A 15,715-nucleotide genomic window follows, 5' to 3' on the forward strand; every position below is an offset into this window, starting at 1 on the left:
CAAGACAACACAGAAAACCACAAGGGAGCTTATTATGGGAAGTTCATCAGACCTAAAAGACCTATTACGCGAACGAATCGCCGCTAAATATACCATTGACGATTTAAAAGATACTGGGAAAAAGATTCGTAAAACTGCACCAATTGAAAGTCTGGCCGCCGTCAGTAAGATTGATCGGGACCCCGTCCAGTTCATTAATAGTGTCGAACAAAACTTAACCAAATCACTGTTGCCTATGCGTCATAGTCGCATGGGCGCTTCGCAGGCAGCTTTTTTTCGCGGCACTGCTGAGTTGATGGCCTATGACTTGCAGCAAGGGGAGAAGTCTGGCATCAATCTGTTAATTGATGGTGACGCCCACTTACAGAATTTCGGTTTCTACGCATCGCCAGAACGCAACCTGCTTTTTGACCTCAACGACTTCGATGAAGCGCAGATCAACAGCTTTGAATTTGACATCAAGCGTTTGCTGACAAGTGTTTATTTGTTAGGCGACCAACAAGGATTCGATGCAGATAAATTGGATGAATTGGTGCAGACAGATGCATCGATTTATCGTAAAACCTTACGGGACCTTTTCAAGGTTGGTGCATTGGATCGTTTTTATCAGTCCACCGAAGTCAGCCATCTTGTGCAGTCGATCCCCGGCGCTGAAGATTCGGCGTTGCTGTCGAAATTTGTGAAAAAGGCGACGAAGCGCAATAATGACTCGGTGATCAAAAAATACACCACGACTATCGACGGTAACATGCGGTTTAAAGACGATCCGCCAAGCTCTGTCAGGTTGGATAAAGCGACTTATCAGGCGATCTTTGACGGCTTTACTCAGTACCGCAAGTCCACGCGGCCGGATATTTTGGTGCTACTGAGCGAATATCGGATTACGGACATCATTCATCACAGCGTGGGTATTGGCAGCTTTGGCACGAATTGCTATCTCGTTTTGCTAAGCGGATTAGGTGGCAGCCATCTTGTGCTGCAAGTCAAAGAAGCCTTGCCGCCGCGACCTGAATTAATTCCAAATACGGAACGCATCACGTTGCAACAAGAAGTCAGTCAGGGACAGCGTATTATTGCTTCTCAGATGATTTTGCAGAAAGCCTCTGATCCATTCCTCGGCTGGTTCAACGTAGGCGATAAAAGCTATTATGTCCGCCAGTTCCGTGATATGAAGGGGTCTGTGGATCTTGAGGAACTGACTTTCCCCGAGTTTCAGTACTACACCCAGATCACCACGTATCTATTGGCAATGGCACACGCTCAGACGCCTCAGGCTGCAGTGGTGACTGGCTATCTTGATAAAAGTTTTGACAGCGCCGTTCAGCGTTGGAGCAAATGGTATCTGAATCAGGTAAAAGCGGATTATTCAGCCTTTATGCGGGCAGTTCAGACGCACATGCTGGCCTGAGCCATCTTGGAACTGATTGACAGATCAGATTTTTCTTGTCCTGATGACGCTCACTCTGGCAAAATAAAGTTAAGACGCTAATCACCTAACTTAATGACATGCCTGAAGAGCAGGGCGTCACAGAAAGGAGGCAAGTGATTATGGCTCGCAAACAACATCAAAAAAAGCCGCCGCTGCTTTCCGCCGAACAAGAAGTCGCGATTCAATCCGGGCGTGCAGCATTGGCAGATTTGGCGTTGCCACGCCGCACCAAAATGCGGGTGTTTGTTAAACTTGCCATCAATCGGATCACCGAATCGAACATCGGCCAAAGTGCTGCTGCCTTGGCGTACTATACCTTGCTGTCCTTATTCCCATTGATTCTGTTTGTCGCCAATGCTTTGCCTTATTTTGGCCTAACATACAAAGGCCTTGCTGCCTATTTGACACAGGCAATCCCATCCAATGTCATGAATTGGTTGGACCCAGTGATCGCCAATCTGTTGGATTCCAGCAGTGGCGGTTTGCTGGGAATTGGGGCGGTTGCGACTTTGTGGGCGGCCAGTTTAGGCGTGAATGGTTTGAAAATGGGCTTCAATCAAATTTACGGCGTCGAGTCATCGCAGAATTTTATTATTCAACGCTTACTATCGATGCTCATGACCTTCACACTCATCATTGTGATGGGCGCCATTCTGATTGTTTTCGCATTTGGCCGCCAGTTTCTGGAATGGCTGATCCCACTGCTTCGTCTCAACGATGACTGGCTGCGAACATTTAATACCCTACGTTGGCCAGTGACGATTACGGCGCTTTTTGTCATTATTATGTTTTTAAATTATTTTCTGCCGAACGTCAAAATCCGGATGTGGACAGTCTTACCAGGCACCGCCTTTACGGTCGCCGGTTGGCTGTTAATTGCCCAGGCGTTTTCCTTATACATGAAATATTTTGGGACACGCTATCTGTCCTATGGCACGATTGGCACCTTCATCGCGATCATGTTATGGCTTAACTTCTCCGCACTGGTGCTGTTGTGGGGCGCCGTCATCAATGCACTCACCGCTGAGTATTTCATTGGTCGACTACACGGCAGTAAGGGGAAAGTACACGACTTCGTCAAACGCCGCGTGCGGACACCACACGAAGAAAAAGAAGCGAAAAGCTAGTCATTGAGTGAGCAACCATGGCTGAGAGCAGCAAAAAAGGACTTGCGTTCATCTGAGAGCGCAAGTCCTTTTGCTTTAAACGGTTTTATTGCAATGCCTGATACTTTTCAACAAGTTGTTTGGTAAAGGCCTCTAGGTGCTTAATATCGTCTTCTTCAGGGGCGAGATCGATCTTAACGTCTTCCGCACCCTTCGTGGCCCCGGTCTTGGCAAAAGCCTTGTCAAAGTCGTCTACCGAAGTGGCAAAGTCATCATAGAAGCGATCACCGCTACCGCAGCAACCGTAGACCTTACCCTTGAGATCGAGTTCTTGCAACTCTTCATAGAAGTCAACGGCTTCGTCAGGTAATTCGCCATCACCGACATCTGAATAGGTGTAAGTCGCGGTGACACAAATATCGACATCTTCAAAATCGCTGGCCAGCGCTTGAGAAACTTCCGTTGTCGTCACGTCCACCCCTAAGTCCTCAAAAGCTTCTTCAATAATACCAGCGATATCCTCGTTGTTGCCGGTCAAACTGGCATATACAATCCTTGCGCTTGCCATTTTTCTTTTATTCCTCCTAAAACACAGCACTCGGGGGCTTACACGTCGGCGAGGCTGCCTTTTCTTGTTCATTTGCCTGATTATAGCATAGGGGACACGACTCTGGGGATGTGAATCGAAAAGGCCAATGATCCCTGATGTCATAACCGACACCGACACTGTTTAACCAACCATTCTCAGACTTCTGTTGTTTATCCCTGATTAATGCTACACTAATTGCGAGCTAAACTTGTATTGGAGGCAGAAAAGCTTGATCACGATCAAATCAGCACGAGAAATTAAAGGCATGGCAAAGTCCGGTGCCATTTTGGCAGGTATGCACCTTGGCCTGCGCGATATTATCAAACCAGGCATCTCAAGCTGGGAAATTGAAAAGTTCGCCAAAGAATTCTTTGAATCTCATGGCGCCAAGGCCGAACAAGTCGGTTTTGAAGGTTATAAGTATGTGACTTGTGTCAGCATCAACGATGAAGTTGCGCATGCGGTTCCGCGTAAGGGCCTGAAACTCAAAGATGGCGATGTTGTCAGTGTTGACACGGTTGTCAGCTGGAATGGCTACTTCAGCGATTCTTGCTGGACGTACGGCGTTGGCAAGGTGTCAGAAGCTGACCAGAAGCTGATGGACGTTACCAAAAAGTCCCTGTACTTAGGGATTGATGAAGCAGTTGTTGGCAATCGGATCGGTGACATTGGCGCTGCTATTCAGACTTACACCGAAGATGATAACGGCTACGGCGATGTCCGTGAGCTTATTGGCCACGGCATTCAGCCAACCATGCACGAAAGTCCTAATGTGCCGCATTATGGCGTGCCAGGTCATGGTTTACGACTAAAAGCCGGCATGACCATTACGATCGAGCCGATGATCACTGAAGGTACTTGGAAGATCAAGGGTAAACAAGTCCCAGGCGATACTTGGGAATACTACGTCACTGCTGACGGCAGCAAGTGTGCCCAGTACGAGCACACGCTGGTCATCACAGATAACGGCCCGAAGATTTTGACTTCTCAAGGCGATGCCATTGATGAGAAGTACAAGTTAACCGAGGCCGATCTTAAAACACTTCCTGAATAATAGCGGCCAACGCGATCATTCAGAAACAATAGGGCACGAAAAAACGGGGTGGCGACGATGATTGCTCACCCCGTTTTGTATGTGAGCGCGAATCAGCCCGGTTAGCAACCGGAGTGTAAGCGGCCTTGATCGTGATGGTCGGGCTTTGACCATTGCAATCAAGGTCCTTATATGCAGGCTTCTGCGCAAGCGAGCGCGTTATCGTAACTTACAAACGAATGGTACTTAATCAAACCAGTTCACGTTATACTAAAGGAAAGGACGAAAAGAGGGAGTATATGGCAGATCCTGAAGCGCTGATCTCGGTTATCATGCCAGTCTACAATGCAGAGAAGTATCTCGCAGAGGCCTTGGACAGTTTATTGGCACAGGATTATCCGAATTATGAGATTATTTGTGTAGACGATGGTTCCATGGATACCAGTAAAGTTATCTTGGCGGCTTATATGCGAGAAAATCCCCGAATTCACGTTGTGCGGGTCCAAAATGGCGGTCAAGCACGGGCTCGGCAAATTGGGATTGATCATGCCAGCGGGGACTTGATCACGTTTATGGATAGCGACGATCTTGTGCATCCGCAGTGGCTATCCACCATGGCAGACGGGATGAAGGCACCACGGGTCGATATGGTGGTTGTCAATTATTACAACTACATTGGCAGTACGAAGATGAAGGCACGCGCGTTTCGTGAATCGACATTTAAAAGCGAAGGCGATGACAAGTATCGCTATTGGCTAGAGGATCGTGATTTGCGCGGTTATTTGTGGAATAAATTATTCCGTGCCGAGTTATTCGAACAGCCGGTGCCTGTCGCGAATTTCAATTTGTTAGAGGATGCTTACTTTATCGGCCATCTTTTGCCGCGAATTGATCAAATCGGCTTTATTGACGAACCTCGGTATTATTATCGGTTCAATGCGACCAGCAGTGTGCACGCCAAGTTTCAAAAGCGCGATTTAGAAGCAATCCATCAACTCGGCGCCGTTTTCCTGACCCTCGCGCATGACAAGCCGGAATTGACCTCGCTGGCAGTGCGCCGATATGCTGCCCTGAGTCTATTTGTGGTATCAAAAATGTCACCACGTCAGCTTGTTAAAAATTGGGGTTATGTCCGCCAGCTTGGGATGGTACTGGGGCAATATACCCGCGAGTTTCAAGATGTCATCTCGGCAGGCGATGTCAACGATTTAGCGACAGAAAATCCAGACAAGCCCAACAAAACGAGCCTGACAGGCAGATTGCGCGCATGGTCGCAGCTGCTGGGCTTGCCGACCTTCGATGACTTGAATAAGCTTGCCAAGGCGGATGATGATCCAGAAGATGTGAAAAGAGAATCCTAGTGAGGGACAACCGCACTCACAGCCGCAACAATATTTCGCGTGAGTGACCTCAGCGTTCAATGACTAAGACACAGTCACTAGACGCTGAGGCCACTTATGCTCTTGTTTCTAAACGACTCGCACAAAAAAGCCGCCACTCATGTGTTTCGCGAGCGGCGGCTTCCTAGCGATCATCGAAAAGGTGCTGATGGGGGTTTCAGCAGGTGGCGGTTGTTCAGTTATGCCTGTGGCTCTGCAGGTTGTGGTTCCTTCTTCTCATCAACATGGTAGATTTCAGTAACCTGTGTCTCGGTCATCTTGGCGCCTGTCGGAGTCGCGTACAGGTTGACGCCATCCTTGACGAAGGCCTTAGCATCAGCGACAATCTGCGCGAACTGTTTGGCTTGGTCCGCCGTTACGTCAGCTTCGTACTTGTTTAAACGAATACTGGTGGTCTTACCAAGTGAAGATTTGAAACTGAAAGAAAATGTTTTCATAAGTTAGCCCTCCGTTTAGGCGTTCAGTTCGGTTTGCTGTTGCAAGACCGTGCTGTGCAGTTGAGTACCCGGGTACAAACTAGCGAAGGCACTGCCGATCGCGAGTAATTGACCATCGTCAGCTTCAAGCGCGACGTTGTTCATGCGCCGGACTTGTTTGTAATCCTCCTTCTCTGGGTCGATCATCGTATAGACAATGGCTTGTGCTTTGATTGTTCGTGGCATGTTACTTCCTCCTTGTTTTCAGCGCTTGCGTGCGCTTTTCATCGTCAATTGCAACTGTGTGACTAGACTTGGCCAAAGTCAGGTCACGCGGTCTTTAAAATACAACTAGGTGGATCAAAAGGTGCCATGGCATCGTAAGACATTTTTTTGCCTTACACTTATACAAATCGGTGAACCCTTCGATTTGACAACCCTAAATGATCGAAAATTCGGAAACCATTGCACAAAGTTGAATCTCTGCTAAAATAATTAAGGTGATTCTTTAGAAATAGTAAGGTTTTTGTTGGTTTACGTCACTGTGACGTAAGGTCAGCTATACTTACAGTCGGATTCCCTCTGGGGTCCTATATAAATGAAAAATTGAAGGGTTCTGATTGTGTGATAACAGCGCAGGCGCCAGGCAAGCTTTATGTTGCCGGTGAATACGCGGTGGTTGAAACTGGCTTCCCCGCAATCATTGTGGCGTTAGATCAATTCGTCACCGTCACGGTTGAGGCAACGAAGCATTTCGGCAGTATCGTGTCCGAGCAGTATCAGGAAAACTCGCTGTATTGGCAGCGTCAAGGCGACGAGATGGTCTTTGATAATCGGGATAATCCGTTTCATTACATTCTCTCGGCAATCAAATTGACTGAACAATACGCTCGAGAGTTAGACAAACCGCTCGCGTTATATAAGCTCTATATTGATTCGCAGCTGGACGCCAAGGATGGGAAGAAGTATGGCCTAGGCAGTTCAGCAGCGGTGACTGTTGCCACCATTAAGGCATTAGCCAAGTTTTACGACTTGAAAATGTCGAAGGATCAGATCTACAAGCTGGCTGCCATTGCCCATCTAGACGTACAGGGCAATGGCTCTTTAGGTGACATTGCAGCATCTGTCTATGGGGGATGGATTGCCTACCGTTCGTTTGATAAAGCGTGGTTGGCGGCAGCACGAAACCAGATGTCACTAGCCGACCTGATTAACACTGATTGGCCAGAGTTGTCGATTGAATTGCTGACAGCTCCGGCTGACATGCAGTTGCTGGTTGGCTGGACAGGTTCACCAGCTTCAACTTCTCAGTTGGTCGACAAAATTACGCTGGCCAAAGCGAAGAAGCCACAACTTTACCGTGACTTCTTAACTGCTAGCCGCGAAACCTTAGAAAAATTAATTGATGGGTTCCGCAACCGTTCGTTGAGCAGTATTCAAGCTGGTATTCGCCGCAACCGTGAGTTGTTGGATGAATTAGCTCATTTCTCGGGGGTTGCGATCCAAACACCAGCATTGCGTCAGCTTGTTGAACTAGCTGAACAAGCAGGCGGCGCGGCAAAATCTTCAGGTGCCGGTGGCGGTGATTGCGGGATCGTCTTGATTGATTCTCATCAAGCCATCAAACCGCTACTTGCGGCTTGGCGCGACCATCATATCGAGCCTCTGAAATTTAATGTGCATGAAATTAATGATTAAAGACAACTCGATTGCTAATGGTGATCGAGTTTTTTATTTTCAGCGATGAAAATGTGAATTCTTTGTTAGAATTCAGGATTTCCAATACTTTTCGCAAGCGGTTTCTAGTATAGTATAGTAGGTAGTCAAATTAGTAAGAGAAGGGACTTGTGTACACGTGAAAGTTCGTAAAGCAGTCATTCCGGCAGCCGGGCTTGGGACCCGCTTTCTGCCAGCAACTAAAGCTTTAGCCAAAGAGATGTTACCAATCGTTGATAAACCAACCATTCAGTTCATCGTTGAAGAGGCTAAAGCCAGCGGGATTGAAGACATTCTGATCGTTGAGGGTAAACAAAAGCGTTCTATTGAGGACCATTTCGATTCTGCTCCTGAATTGGAGCAGAATTTGAAAGAAAAACATAAAGATGCCTTGTTGGAGTTGGTTCACTCCACCACTGACATCGGCGTTAATCTCTTCTTCGTTCGCCAGCCATATCCGCGCGGCCTTGGGGATGCCGTTCGTTTGGCAAAGTCATTCGTTGGCGACGAACCATTTGTTGTCATGCTCGGCGATGACCTGATGCATGACAAGGTACCGTTGACCAAGCAACTGATTAACGAATACGATAAGACCCACGCATCCATTCTTGCTGTTAAAAAAGTGCCACATGACGAAGTTTCAGCTTATGGCGTTATTGACCCTGAAAAAGAAGTTTCAAAGGGACTCTTCAACGTCAAGAAATTTGTTGAAAAGCCAGCTGTTGCCGATGCACCAAGTGACTTGGCCATCATTGGTCGTTACTTGTTGACACCAGAGATCTTTGATATTCTCGAAAATCAAAAACCTGGTAAGGGTAACGAAATTCAACTCACCGATGCCATCGACACCTTGAACCAAACCCAGCGTGTCTTCGCCCATGAATTCACCGGCGATCGTTATGATGTTGGGAATAAGTTTGGCTATGTGAAGACCAACATCGAGTACGGCTTGACCCATCCAGAAGTGAAGGATGAGCTGCGTGCTTATATTCTTGACTTGGCTTCAAAGCTGCAGGCAAATAAGCCTGTGGGGAAGCCCGCAAATAAGAAGTAAATTCATAACATAAAAGTTCAACTGTCAATAACAGAGCTGTTTGACGATACACAGATGAGTGTTCGATAAGACAGCTCTGTTTGTTTGCGCTTAGGACGCAGGAATAATGCTATAAAATGGTTTCAAGTATTTAGTAAAGCAATGACAATTGAATCAATAGTATAAATAGTTTAATATTGGAAAACGTTTTCTATAGCGTTAAAATAACGCGTAGGAGGCGAGGATCATGAAAAAGTTCTGGAAGACTTTGTTATCAGCACTGATTATCGCAATAAGTTTTGGTGCATTCAGTACAGCCAATCAAGTGGACGCAAGGGTTAAGTTCACCAGAAACGCCGATTATTACAAGAATGAGCCAGAAAATGCCAAACCAAGTGTGCTATCGACTATTACGACGATCAATAAAAATGGCACCATGATTTATGATGCAGACACTGTGAAGCAAAAAGATGTGATCACGGCGGCTGCGACGCATTGGAATAAGGCAGTCGGGATTAACTTGATTATGAGTTATCAAGAAGCCCATGTTGCTAAAGCTGATGCGGATGTCGTCATTGAACCTGCAGATTTACCGGCGGGTATTGGTGGGGTAACAGGCTACGACGGCTATGTATACGAAACTTGGCAGAATATCATCAAAATCGCTAACACCACGTTAGATGCTGCTAGTTCACAAAAAGGTTTTGTTCAAGCTGTTTCAACGACCAGTCACGAAATGGGACATGCATTAGGTCTCAATCATGATCCGGGCGCACTGATGGGAACGAGTGGTGCGGCTGAACTGGCAAATGGCATTTTACCGGCCATTCCTGACTATAATGTGAATGCCGTTGGCGCGATCTTGAAAGACTTGGATCAGTTATACCCAGGATCGAAGCCGATCACGATTCCAAACATGACAGATGGCAGTGCTTATCGCGATGCTGGCACAACTGAGGAAATATTGCCCACTGACCCAGTCGCGCAACTAGTACTAGGTGTTGATCACTTGGCGACACGTAACTTTAATGGTGGCACCGTAGACATTCTCAGCAATGAAAATGTCTATCAGGTCGGGCGAGGCCAAGTTGGCACCACGAACTCATTCAATTTGACTAAAACGAAGCAGCCAATTGTAACTGGTTACATGAGTGCTGGTTCCCAAAGGTATTATCAGATCAAAGTTGGCAGTCAATATTACATTATTGGCGGCGGTAGTCGCGTCATTATTACTGGAGATGCTTACCGTGATAACGGCACCACGACGGATGTCCTAGATACCGACTTAATCAGTAAACTATTCAAGGATGATTCTCGTTTAGTATCACGGGATCTTACTCATAGAACAATTGAAATTACAGGTAATGAAGATGTTTACCAAGTGGGTGTTGGACGTATCAGTACAACGAACGCACTTTTGTTGACAGGCACTCAACAAGAAGTCTTAACCACTTATGTGAAGGTAAATGGCTTTCATGTTTATCAAATACATGTAGGTGACAGGTACTTGATTATTTCAAGTGATTTTACCAAAGTAGTAAATTAAGCCGGGCTGTTGCTTTTTATTGACGAGGTATTATTAGATCAAAGTGGATAATCAGTACTACATTATTGAGGCGATAGTCGCGTCATTATTACTGGTGATGTGTATCGCGATAATGTCAATACTCCGGACGTCCTAAGTACAGATTTGATTGGTCCAAAGCAGCAAGCTCTGACAACTATCACAAATGCTGGTGAGGGACATGCTTATCAAATTCATGTTGGTGACAGATACTTTATTATTTGGCGCGACTTTACCAAGATAGTAGAGTGAATATTGTTGCCGCCTTAGAAATATGTTATGCGAGTTTACAATAATACTTTACGAAGAGTTAAGAACAACAAATAAAACGGTTTTAGTACCCTGATTGCATATTGTAGTTAAGAATACCGAGACAGTTGCTTTTGTTATTTAGTCGAGGGGATATTACAAAGCAAAGCCTATTGATGTTACGAGCTTGCGCTTACATTATTTTTGATAAATGGTTATATAATTTGTGGATATTAGGTGGAACGAATGTTAAAATAAATTTAAAGGGGATGATTAAAATGAAGAAGTGGTGGAAGATTGTTCTGTCAGCATTTATTTTTGCGATAAGCGTCATCTCATTTAGCACGGCGAGTCCGGTAGATGCTAAGATTAAAATTATCAATGGCATGGATTTTTATAAGAATGAACCAGAGAATGTTAAACCGAGCATCTATATACCTTTCACGGCCATCAACGCCAAGGGAACCATGATTTATGACGCCGATACTTTTCCGCAGAAGAATGTTGTAGAAGCCGCGGCAGATCATTGGAATAAGGCAGTCGGTATGACTTTGATTATGAGCTATCAAGAAGCAGGTGTTCCTAAAAGTGATGCAGATGTCTTGATTAAATCAGCCAATAACTTACCTGCGGGTACAGGTGGTGTCACTGGCTATAATGGTGTTGTATACGAAGGCTGGCAAAACCTCATTCAGATTGCTGATGGCACGCTAGTTAAGACCGGTACACCGAAGGGATTTATTCAAGCGGTGTCTACAACCAGTCATGAAATGGGACATGCATTGGGATTGTTTCATGATCCAGGCCCACTAATGGGCACAAGTGGGGTGGCTGATCTGGACAAAGGAATCCTTCCAGATATTCCTAAATATAATATTAATGCGGTTGGAGCCATCCTGAAAAACCTCGATAAACTATACAGTGGTGCCAAACCAGTCATCCTTCCAAACATGACCGATTAAGTAGAATGTTTATCAAATACATGTGGGTGATAGGTACTTGATTCTTACTAAAGTCGTTGATTAAAATTTTTCGTTCGAAGTAATGAAACTTAATAACAGGTTGACTTAACGGCATGCTGAGCGTGTTCAATTAGGTCAACCTGTTTTTTTGCGGCTTCTGTTAAAGCAATTCTTATTATGAAAATTTCAGTTTAGGCATGGCTTTGTCAACAAATACGTCAATAAAATCATTTTGGTTAACAATGAGCCAGTAAGAACATTACATAACAGATTCTTTGGGCAACGTTCGATTATCATTGTGTTGTTAGGTGAAAAAGTATGCTAGTAACTCGTAAGCAAAAGATCCGTTCATCGTGAGCTACTACCGCTATTAAGCGAAATAGCGTACAGTTAATATATAAAGACCCGAAACAAAGGGGTGAGACCATGAGAAAAAGATGGAGAATCTTTTTATCGATATTAACAATTATGACCAGCATAACCATGTTTAATAACGCGAACCAAGTTGATGCCAAAGTTAAGTTTATTAACGACTTAGATATGTTTAAAAATGAACCAGAAAATGCCAGACCAAGTAACCTCTCATTCATAACAACGATTAACAAACATGGCACGATGATTTATGACGATGATGCTATCAAACAAAAAGACGTGATAACAGCAGCGGCAGCTCACTGGAATAGAGCAGTTGGCGTTAATTTAATTATGAGTTATCAAAAAGCCAAAGTGGCGAAGGCTGCTGCCGATGTTGTCATAAAATCTGCAGATTTGCCTAACGGTGTTGTTGCCGAAACTGGTTACAACGGTATTGTCTATGAAGGCTGGCAAAACATAATAAAAATCAACGATACCATACTCAGCGGTGCTAGTTTTCAAGGAGGTTTCGTTCAAGCAGTGGCAGCAATAAGCCATGAGATGGGTCATGCACTAGGTATTAATCATGATTCAGGTGCGCTTATGGGAAACAGTGGCAATGCGCAACTTGCAATGGGGATTCTTCCGGATATTCCAGAATATAATATTAATGCTGTTGGTGACATTTTAAAAAATTTGAATCAATTATATGCCGGCGCGAAACCAGTGATCATTCCAAATATGACGGGCGGTATATTTTATCGGGGTGTTGACACAACGATGGACGTTTTAAATACTGGTCCAGTCAGTCAGCTTCTTAGTAGAAAGAGTCGGCCTTTGACTAGGGACTTCATGGTAGTGCAGTCCAAATTACAGATAGCGAAAATGTCCTCAAAGTCGAGTTAATTAATTCAATGAGATTAAAGAAGGCAGTCTCAATATTCCTTGGCTCAAGGAAAACTGAGACTGCCTTTTAAAGTGCTATGAAACATGTAAAGTCGTGGTGGCTAATGAGAAAAGATACAGAATGGGTTTTGTTTAAAACTCTGTGTAAGTTTCATTAACTGCCAATAGCGCGTTCATGGCCGCATGTTTGGCAAAGACACCATTTCGTATTAAGTGACTAACTCGAGTGAGATCAGGTTGCATGGCTTGATATTGCTCCTCGGTAAAGTTTTCGATAATTGACCAAATATCTGAAAGGTTTTCAACAGCAAAACCTAGATGATTTTCTGTGACCCATTTTGCCGGAGCCGCATGTTTCCAAATAAACACTGGAATTCGCTTTGAGAGGTAAAGGCTAAGCTTGTGCTCATAACAAAGGCGGTTATACTCTGCAGTTTCACCGGTTACTTGATCAAAACTGTCTGATGCCCAAACGAGGCCAAAACCACCATCGAGATGATTAGGCAGTTCAGTAGGCGTATAAGATCCTTTGTAATCGATGTTTCCTTTATTTAGAAGATCTTCATTCGGCTTGCCCCCGAAAACATCAAGACGCCATGTATCTGGAACTTGATTGAGGTAATTTGAACTGTTGATGTTACCAGCAAAAACTAATTTCTTTTGAAACTTCGGTGCCGATGTTTCTTCATCTTCGATAAACCGGTAACTGAAAGGTCCTTGTGTAATAATTGGGCCTTTAAAATCAAGTTCTTTTTTGAGTGCTTCTTTATAAGCCTCACCATGAACAATTAAGCCATCAAATAGTGAGAAAAGCACCGGATAGGTTCGATATGAATATTGATCAAGCCAAGGGTCAGAGTCAGTATCTTCCTTGGCAGCTTCCACAGCCCAAAGGGGATAATAATCGTGCACGAGACCGATAACCTTGCCCTGATATACATCTTGAATCTGAGAAATGAGTCGCTTGAGGTTAAGCGGTCGAATAAAGAATGGTACTTGCAGGATTAAGGTGTCGCCGGGTTTGAAACCAGCTAACATGCCGTCTAGACGGCTGGACAGATTAGCATCAGGCTCGTCACGCCAGTAGTAAAAAAATAGATCAAGGGGTTGAGCACCCATAGCCATTAAATCAGCAGTATAGTCTTCTCGTGCCTTATACATGGCAGTTCGATTGCTCTCATCGTAGGCTTTGACTGTTGTATAATTTCCTCGACTAACCCATAGCATAATTATTCCTCCAAATGATTAAAAATGACATTTCTAATACGTTCGACTCCTCGTAGAAGTGAGTCGCAGGCTATTAAAATAATGATAAGTAACTTGTTGCAACTGGTCAAGGGAAAATACCAAAAATATATTCTCAGAGAAGGTAAGATGAGATAGGAATAAGTTTTCAATTGAAGAGACATTGCTGACTTACCTTGCGGGTTGATTCGTTGGTTAAAATACCCGCGATCGCTAATGCGATCGTTTGAGTCATGTGTTACTATCTTGTTATGAAAAGAGTTTTTTCTAACGGCCTTTATGCTTGTTGAAAAGTACTTAATCACGTTAAATACCGTGACTTTACCCATCGTAGTCGTTTAGCATAAAGAATTCTTGAAGAAGTTTTCAGCTTGTAATGCTATGCTATAATTGACGTTATCGAGTGGGTAAGGCCCGTTAAAGTGTACGGAGGATATCAATCAATGAATTATATTATTTCACCATTACAGCCACAGACAGATCAGGCCACAATCAAACCTAAAATGGATATTGCTTATTTTTTTGGCAAAATTGGATTTCGTGAACTCTTTTTGTCGCGCTACGTCAGTTGGAATGATGAAAACTGGCGATCTGAAATCCTTGGCATGATTGCCACTGTTGATGAAGGCGATGTGGTTATTTATCAGATTCCAACGTATGCAGCGCCAGAGGTTGAAGAGGCCATTGTAGAATTAGTACATAAACAAAAAGCAAAGATTGTCGCGTTTGTTCATGATGTTGAGTATTTACGCTTTCCAGATCAATATGACAAAGCAGAAGTTCTAAGGTTCTTGTCGTCATTTGATGGTCTTATTGTTGGAACTGAACGCGTCAAGAGTCAGTTGACTGCTGACGGCATCACCATTCCAATGGTTCCTAGTGGTCCTTGGGGCTATCGACAACCAATCGAGTATAGACGCCCGACATTTTCTCAAAATATTCACTATGCAGGAAATTTAGTGACGCGAAAAGGCGGCTTCTTACAGAATGTACCTGAAGGACTCCACCTTAAAGTCTATGGATCTGCTGATGGGGATGTTAATCTACCATATTCATTAGCTGATTCCGTCGAGTATTTAGGCTCATATCGTCAGGAGGAGCTAGCCTTAGCTTTGAACAACGGGTATGGGCTATTATGGGATGCAGACACTGACAATCACTTTGACGATTACGCAAGAATTAACATGACGCATAAATTCAGCCTATATTTGTCCATGGGATTGCCAGTCATTGCGTTCAATCAGAGTGCAATTGGCAAATATGTGAATGAACAAGGTTGGGGTCTGGGAATTGATTCCTTGGACAACTTGCCTAATCTTCTTGAAGGCATTACAGAAGATGATTATAACCATCTCGTGGATAAAGTCGCAGACGTAAGTAGTTTGATCCGCAATGGTGTCCACAATCAAATGGCCGCTTTACAGATCGTGCTAGCTGTGAAAGGAACCATGCCATTTTAATTCACTGGCAACTACAGAATCTGAATAAGTGAATAAACAAGACCAAAAAGAACCATGACTGCAAGAAGCAGGGAAACGCCGACTTGGACAATCTTAGTTGCCTGTACGTGGTCCTTTTCTGGTTTAGTGATTTCTTCGTTTTCTTTTTTTATACGTTGGGCGATATCCTTATCGAGCAACTTTCTTTTTTTACTTGTCATAATAACCTGAGTATAGAGGTAGAAAAAAATAAAAGCAACGTATAACTAGGGCA

Annotated in this window: 14 protein-coding genes and 1 pseudogene; 10 read left to right on the plus strand and 5 right to left on the minus strand. The window is 44.3% G+C overall.

Features of this window, described 5'->3' with window-relative positions; genetic code table 11:
- Positions 1 to 34: 34 nt before the first annotated feature.
- Both AC07KQ_RS05485 and AC07KQ_RS05490 read left to right on the plus strand, forming a co-directional pair.
- Positions 35 to 1,408, plus strand: coding sequence for a DUF2252 domain-containing protein (locus tag AC07KQ_RS05485; protein WP_003564521.1), 1,374 nt, complete (start codon positions 35 to 37; stop codon positions 1,406 to 1,408).
- 140 nt (positions 1,409 to 1,548) lie between these two features.
- Positions 1,549 to 2,556, plus strand: a complete 1,008-nt coding sequence (locus AC07KQ_RS05490) for a YihY/virulence factor BrkB family protein (protein WP_003569796.1) — start codon at positions 1,549 to 1,551, stop codon at positions 2,554 to 2,556.
- A gap of 85 nt (positions 2,557 to 2,641) precedes the next feature.
- Here the strand turns inward: AC07KQ_RS05490 and AC07KQ_RS05495 are convergent, their stop codons facing one another.
- On the minus strand, positions 2,642 to 3,103 hold the full coding sequence (locus AC07KQ_RS05495; protein ID WP_003564526.1) for a flavodoxin: 462 nt from the start codon (positions 3,101 to 3,103) through the stop codon (positions 2,642 to 2,644).
- 250 nt (positions 3,104 to 3,353) lie between these two features.
- Here AC07KQ_RS05495 and map point away from each other — a divergent pair, with 250 nt between their 5' ends.
- A complete protein-coding gene (map, locus tag AC07KQ_RS05500; RefSeq protein ID WP_003564528.1) occupies positions 3,354 to 4,178 on the plus strand; it encodes a type I methionyl aminopeptidase in 825 nt (274 codons plus the stop codon).
- Between the two features lie 278 nt (positions 4,179 to 4,456).
- Positions 4,457 to 5,518: a glycosyltransferase family 2 protein gene (locus tag AC07KQ_RS05505; RefSeq protein ID WP_274991071.1), complete on the plus strand. Its 1,062-nt coding sequence runs from the start codon at positions 4,457 to 4,459 to the stop codon at positions 5,516 to 5,518.
- A gap of 218 nt (positions 5,519 to 5,736) precedes the next feature.
- Here the strand turns inward: AC07KQ_RS05505 and AC07KQ_RS05510 are convergent, their stop codons facing one another.
- Entirely contained in the window at positions 5,737 to 5,994 is a 258-nt protein-coding gene (locus AC07KQ_RS05510; protein WP_274991070.1) for a DUF2922 domain-containing protein, read from the minus strand.
- Between the two features lie 15 nt (positions 5,995 to 6,009).
- Positions 6,010 to 6,219: a DUF1659 domain-containing protein gene (locus tag AC07KQ_RS05515; protein WP_003564534.1), complete on the minus strand. Its 210-nt coding sequence runs from the start codon at positions 6,217 to 6,219 to the stop codon at positions 6,010 to 6,012.
- Positions 6,220 to 6,597: 378 nt separating this feature from the next.
- On the opposite strand from AC07KQ_RS05515, the gene AC07KQ_RS05520 reads away from it, so the two are divergent.
- The 5 genes and pseudogenes from AC07KQ_RS05520 to AC07KQ_RS05540 all read left to right on the plus strand — a co-directional run bounded on the left by AC07KQ_RS05520 (position 6,598) and on the right by AC07KQ_RS05540 (position 12,757).
- Positions 6,598 to 7,671 (plus strand): phosphomevalonate kinase, encoded by a 1,074-nt coding sequence (locus AC07KQ_RS05520; protein WP_003564536.1) that lies wholly within the window; start codon positions 6,598 to 6,600, stop codon positions 7,669 to 7,671.
- Between the two features lie 157 nt (positions 7,672 to 7,828).
- Positions 7,829 to 8,743, plus strand: coding sequence for a UTP--glucose-1-phosphate uridylyltransferase GalU (galU, locus tag AC07KQ_RS05525; RefSeq protein ID WP_003564538.1), 915 nt, complete (start codon positions 7,829 to 7,831; stop codon positions 8,741 to 8,743).
- 226 nt (positions 8,744 to 8,969) lie between these two features.
- Positions 8,970 to 10,268 (plus strand): zinc metalloprotease, encoded by a 1,299-nt coding sequence (locus tag AC07KQ_RS05530; RefSeq protein ID WP_013245637.1) that lies wholly within the window; start codon positions 8,970 to 8,972, stop codon positions 10,266 to 10,268.
- A gap of 545 nt (positions 10,269 to 10,813) precedes the next feature.
- A pseudogene (locus tag AC07KQ_RS05535) lies at positions 10,814 to 11,494 on the plus strand (zinc metalloprotease); the annotation flags it as partial.
- Positions 11,495 to 11,923: 429 nt separating this feature from the next.
- The gene (locus AC07KQ_RS05540; RefSeq protein WP_013245639.1) at positions 11,924 to 12,757 is read left to right on the plus strand and encodes a zinc metalloprotease; all 834 of its coding nucleotides are present in this window, start codon (positions 11,924 to 11,926) and stop codon (positions 12,755 to 12,757) included.
- A gap of 132 nt (positions 12,758 to 12,889) precedes the next feature.
- On the opposite strand, the gene AC07KQ_RS05545 is transcribed toward AC07KQ_RS05540, so the two are convergent.
- Positions 12,890 to 13,984 (minus strand): sugar transferase, encoded by a 1,095-nt coding sequence (locus tag AC07KQ_RS05545; protein ID WP_013245640.1) that lies wholly within the window; start codon positions 13,982 to 13,984, stop codon positions 12,890 to 12,892.
- Between the two features lie 461 nt (positions 13,985 to 14,445).
- On the opposite strand from AC07KQ_RS05545, the gene AC07KQ_RS05550 reads away from it, so the two are divergent.
- Positions 14,446 to 15,462 (plus strand): glycosyltransferase, encoded by a 1,017-nt coding sequence (locus tag AC07KQ_RS05550; protein WP_013245641.1) that lies wholly within the window; start codon positions 14,446 to 14,448, stop codon positions 15,460 to 15,462.
- 11 nt (positions 15,463 to 15,473) lie between these two features.
- Here AC07KQ_RS05550 and AC07KQ_RS05555 read toward each other — a convergent pair whose 3' ends face one another.
- On the minus strand, positions 15,474 to 15,662 hold the full coding sequence (locus tag AC07KQ_RS05555) for a hypothetical protein (protein ID WP_013245642.1): 189 nt from the start codon (positions 15,660 to 15,662) through the stop codon (positions 15,474 to 15,476).
- Positions 15,663 to 15,715 lie beyond the last annotated feature (53 nt).

This window comes from Lacticaseibacillus sp. YLM2-1, from assembly GCF_056583465.1.

Coding starts and splice junctions, on each gene's coding strand:
- AC07KQ_RS05485 (WP_003564521.1), top strand. CDS start 35: ATGGGAAGTTCATCAGACCTAAAAGACCTATTACGCGAACGAATCGCC.
- AC07KQ_RS05490 (WP_003569796.1), top strand. CDS start 1,549: ATGGCTCGCAAACAACATCAAAAAAAGCCGCCGCTGCTTTCCGCCGAA.
- AC07KQ_RS05495 (WP_003564526.1), bottom strand. CDS start 3,103: ATGGCAAGCGCAAGGATTGTATATGCCAGTTTGACCGGCAACAACGAG.
- AC07KQ_RS05505 (WP_274991071.1), top strand. CDS start 4,457: ATGGCAGATCCTGAAGCGCTGATCTCGGTTATCATGCCAGTCTACAAT.
- AC07KQ_RS05510 (WP_274991070.1), bottom strand. CDS start 5,994: ATGAAAACATTTTCTTTCAGTTTCAAATCTTCACTTGGTAAGACCACC.
- AC07KQ_RS05515 (WP_003564534.1), bottom strand. CDS start 6,219: ATGCCACGAACAATCAAAGCACAAGCCATTGTCTATACGATGATCGAC.
- AC07KQ_RS05530 (WP_013245637.1), top strand. CDS start 8,970: ATGAAAAAGTTCTGGAAGACTTTGTTATCAGCACTGATTATCGCAATA.
- AC07KQ_RS05540 (WP_013245639.1), top strand. CDS start 11,924: ATGAGAAAAAGATGGAGAATCTTTTTATCGATATTAACAATTATGACC.
- AC07KQ_RS05545 (WP_013245640.1), bottom strand. CDS start 13,984: ATGCTATGGGTTAGTCGAGGAAATTATACAACAGTCAAAGCCTACGAT.
- AC07KQ_RS05550 (WP_013245641.1), top strand. CDS start 14,446: ATGAATTATATTATTTCACCATTACAGCCACAGACAGATCAGGCCACA.
- AC07KQ_RS05555 (WP_013245642.1), bottom strand. CDS start 15,662: ATGACAAGTAAAAAAAGAAAGTTGCTCGATAAGGATATCGCCCAACGT.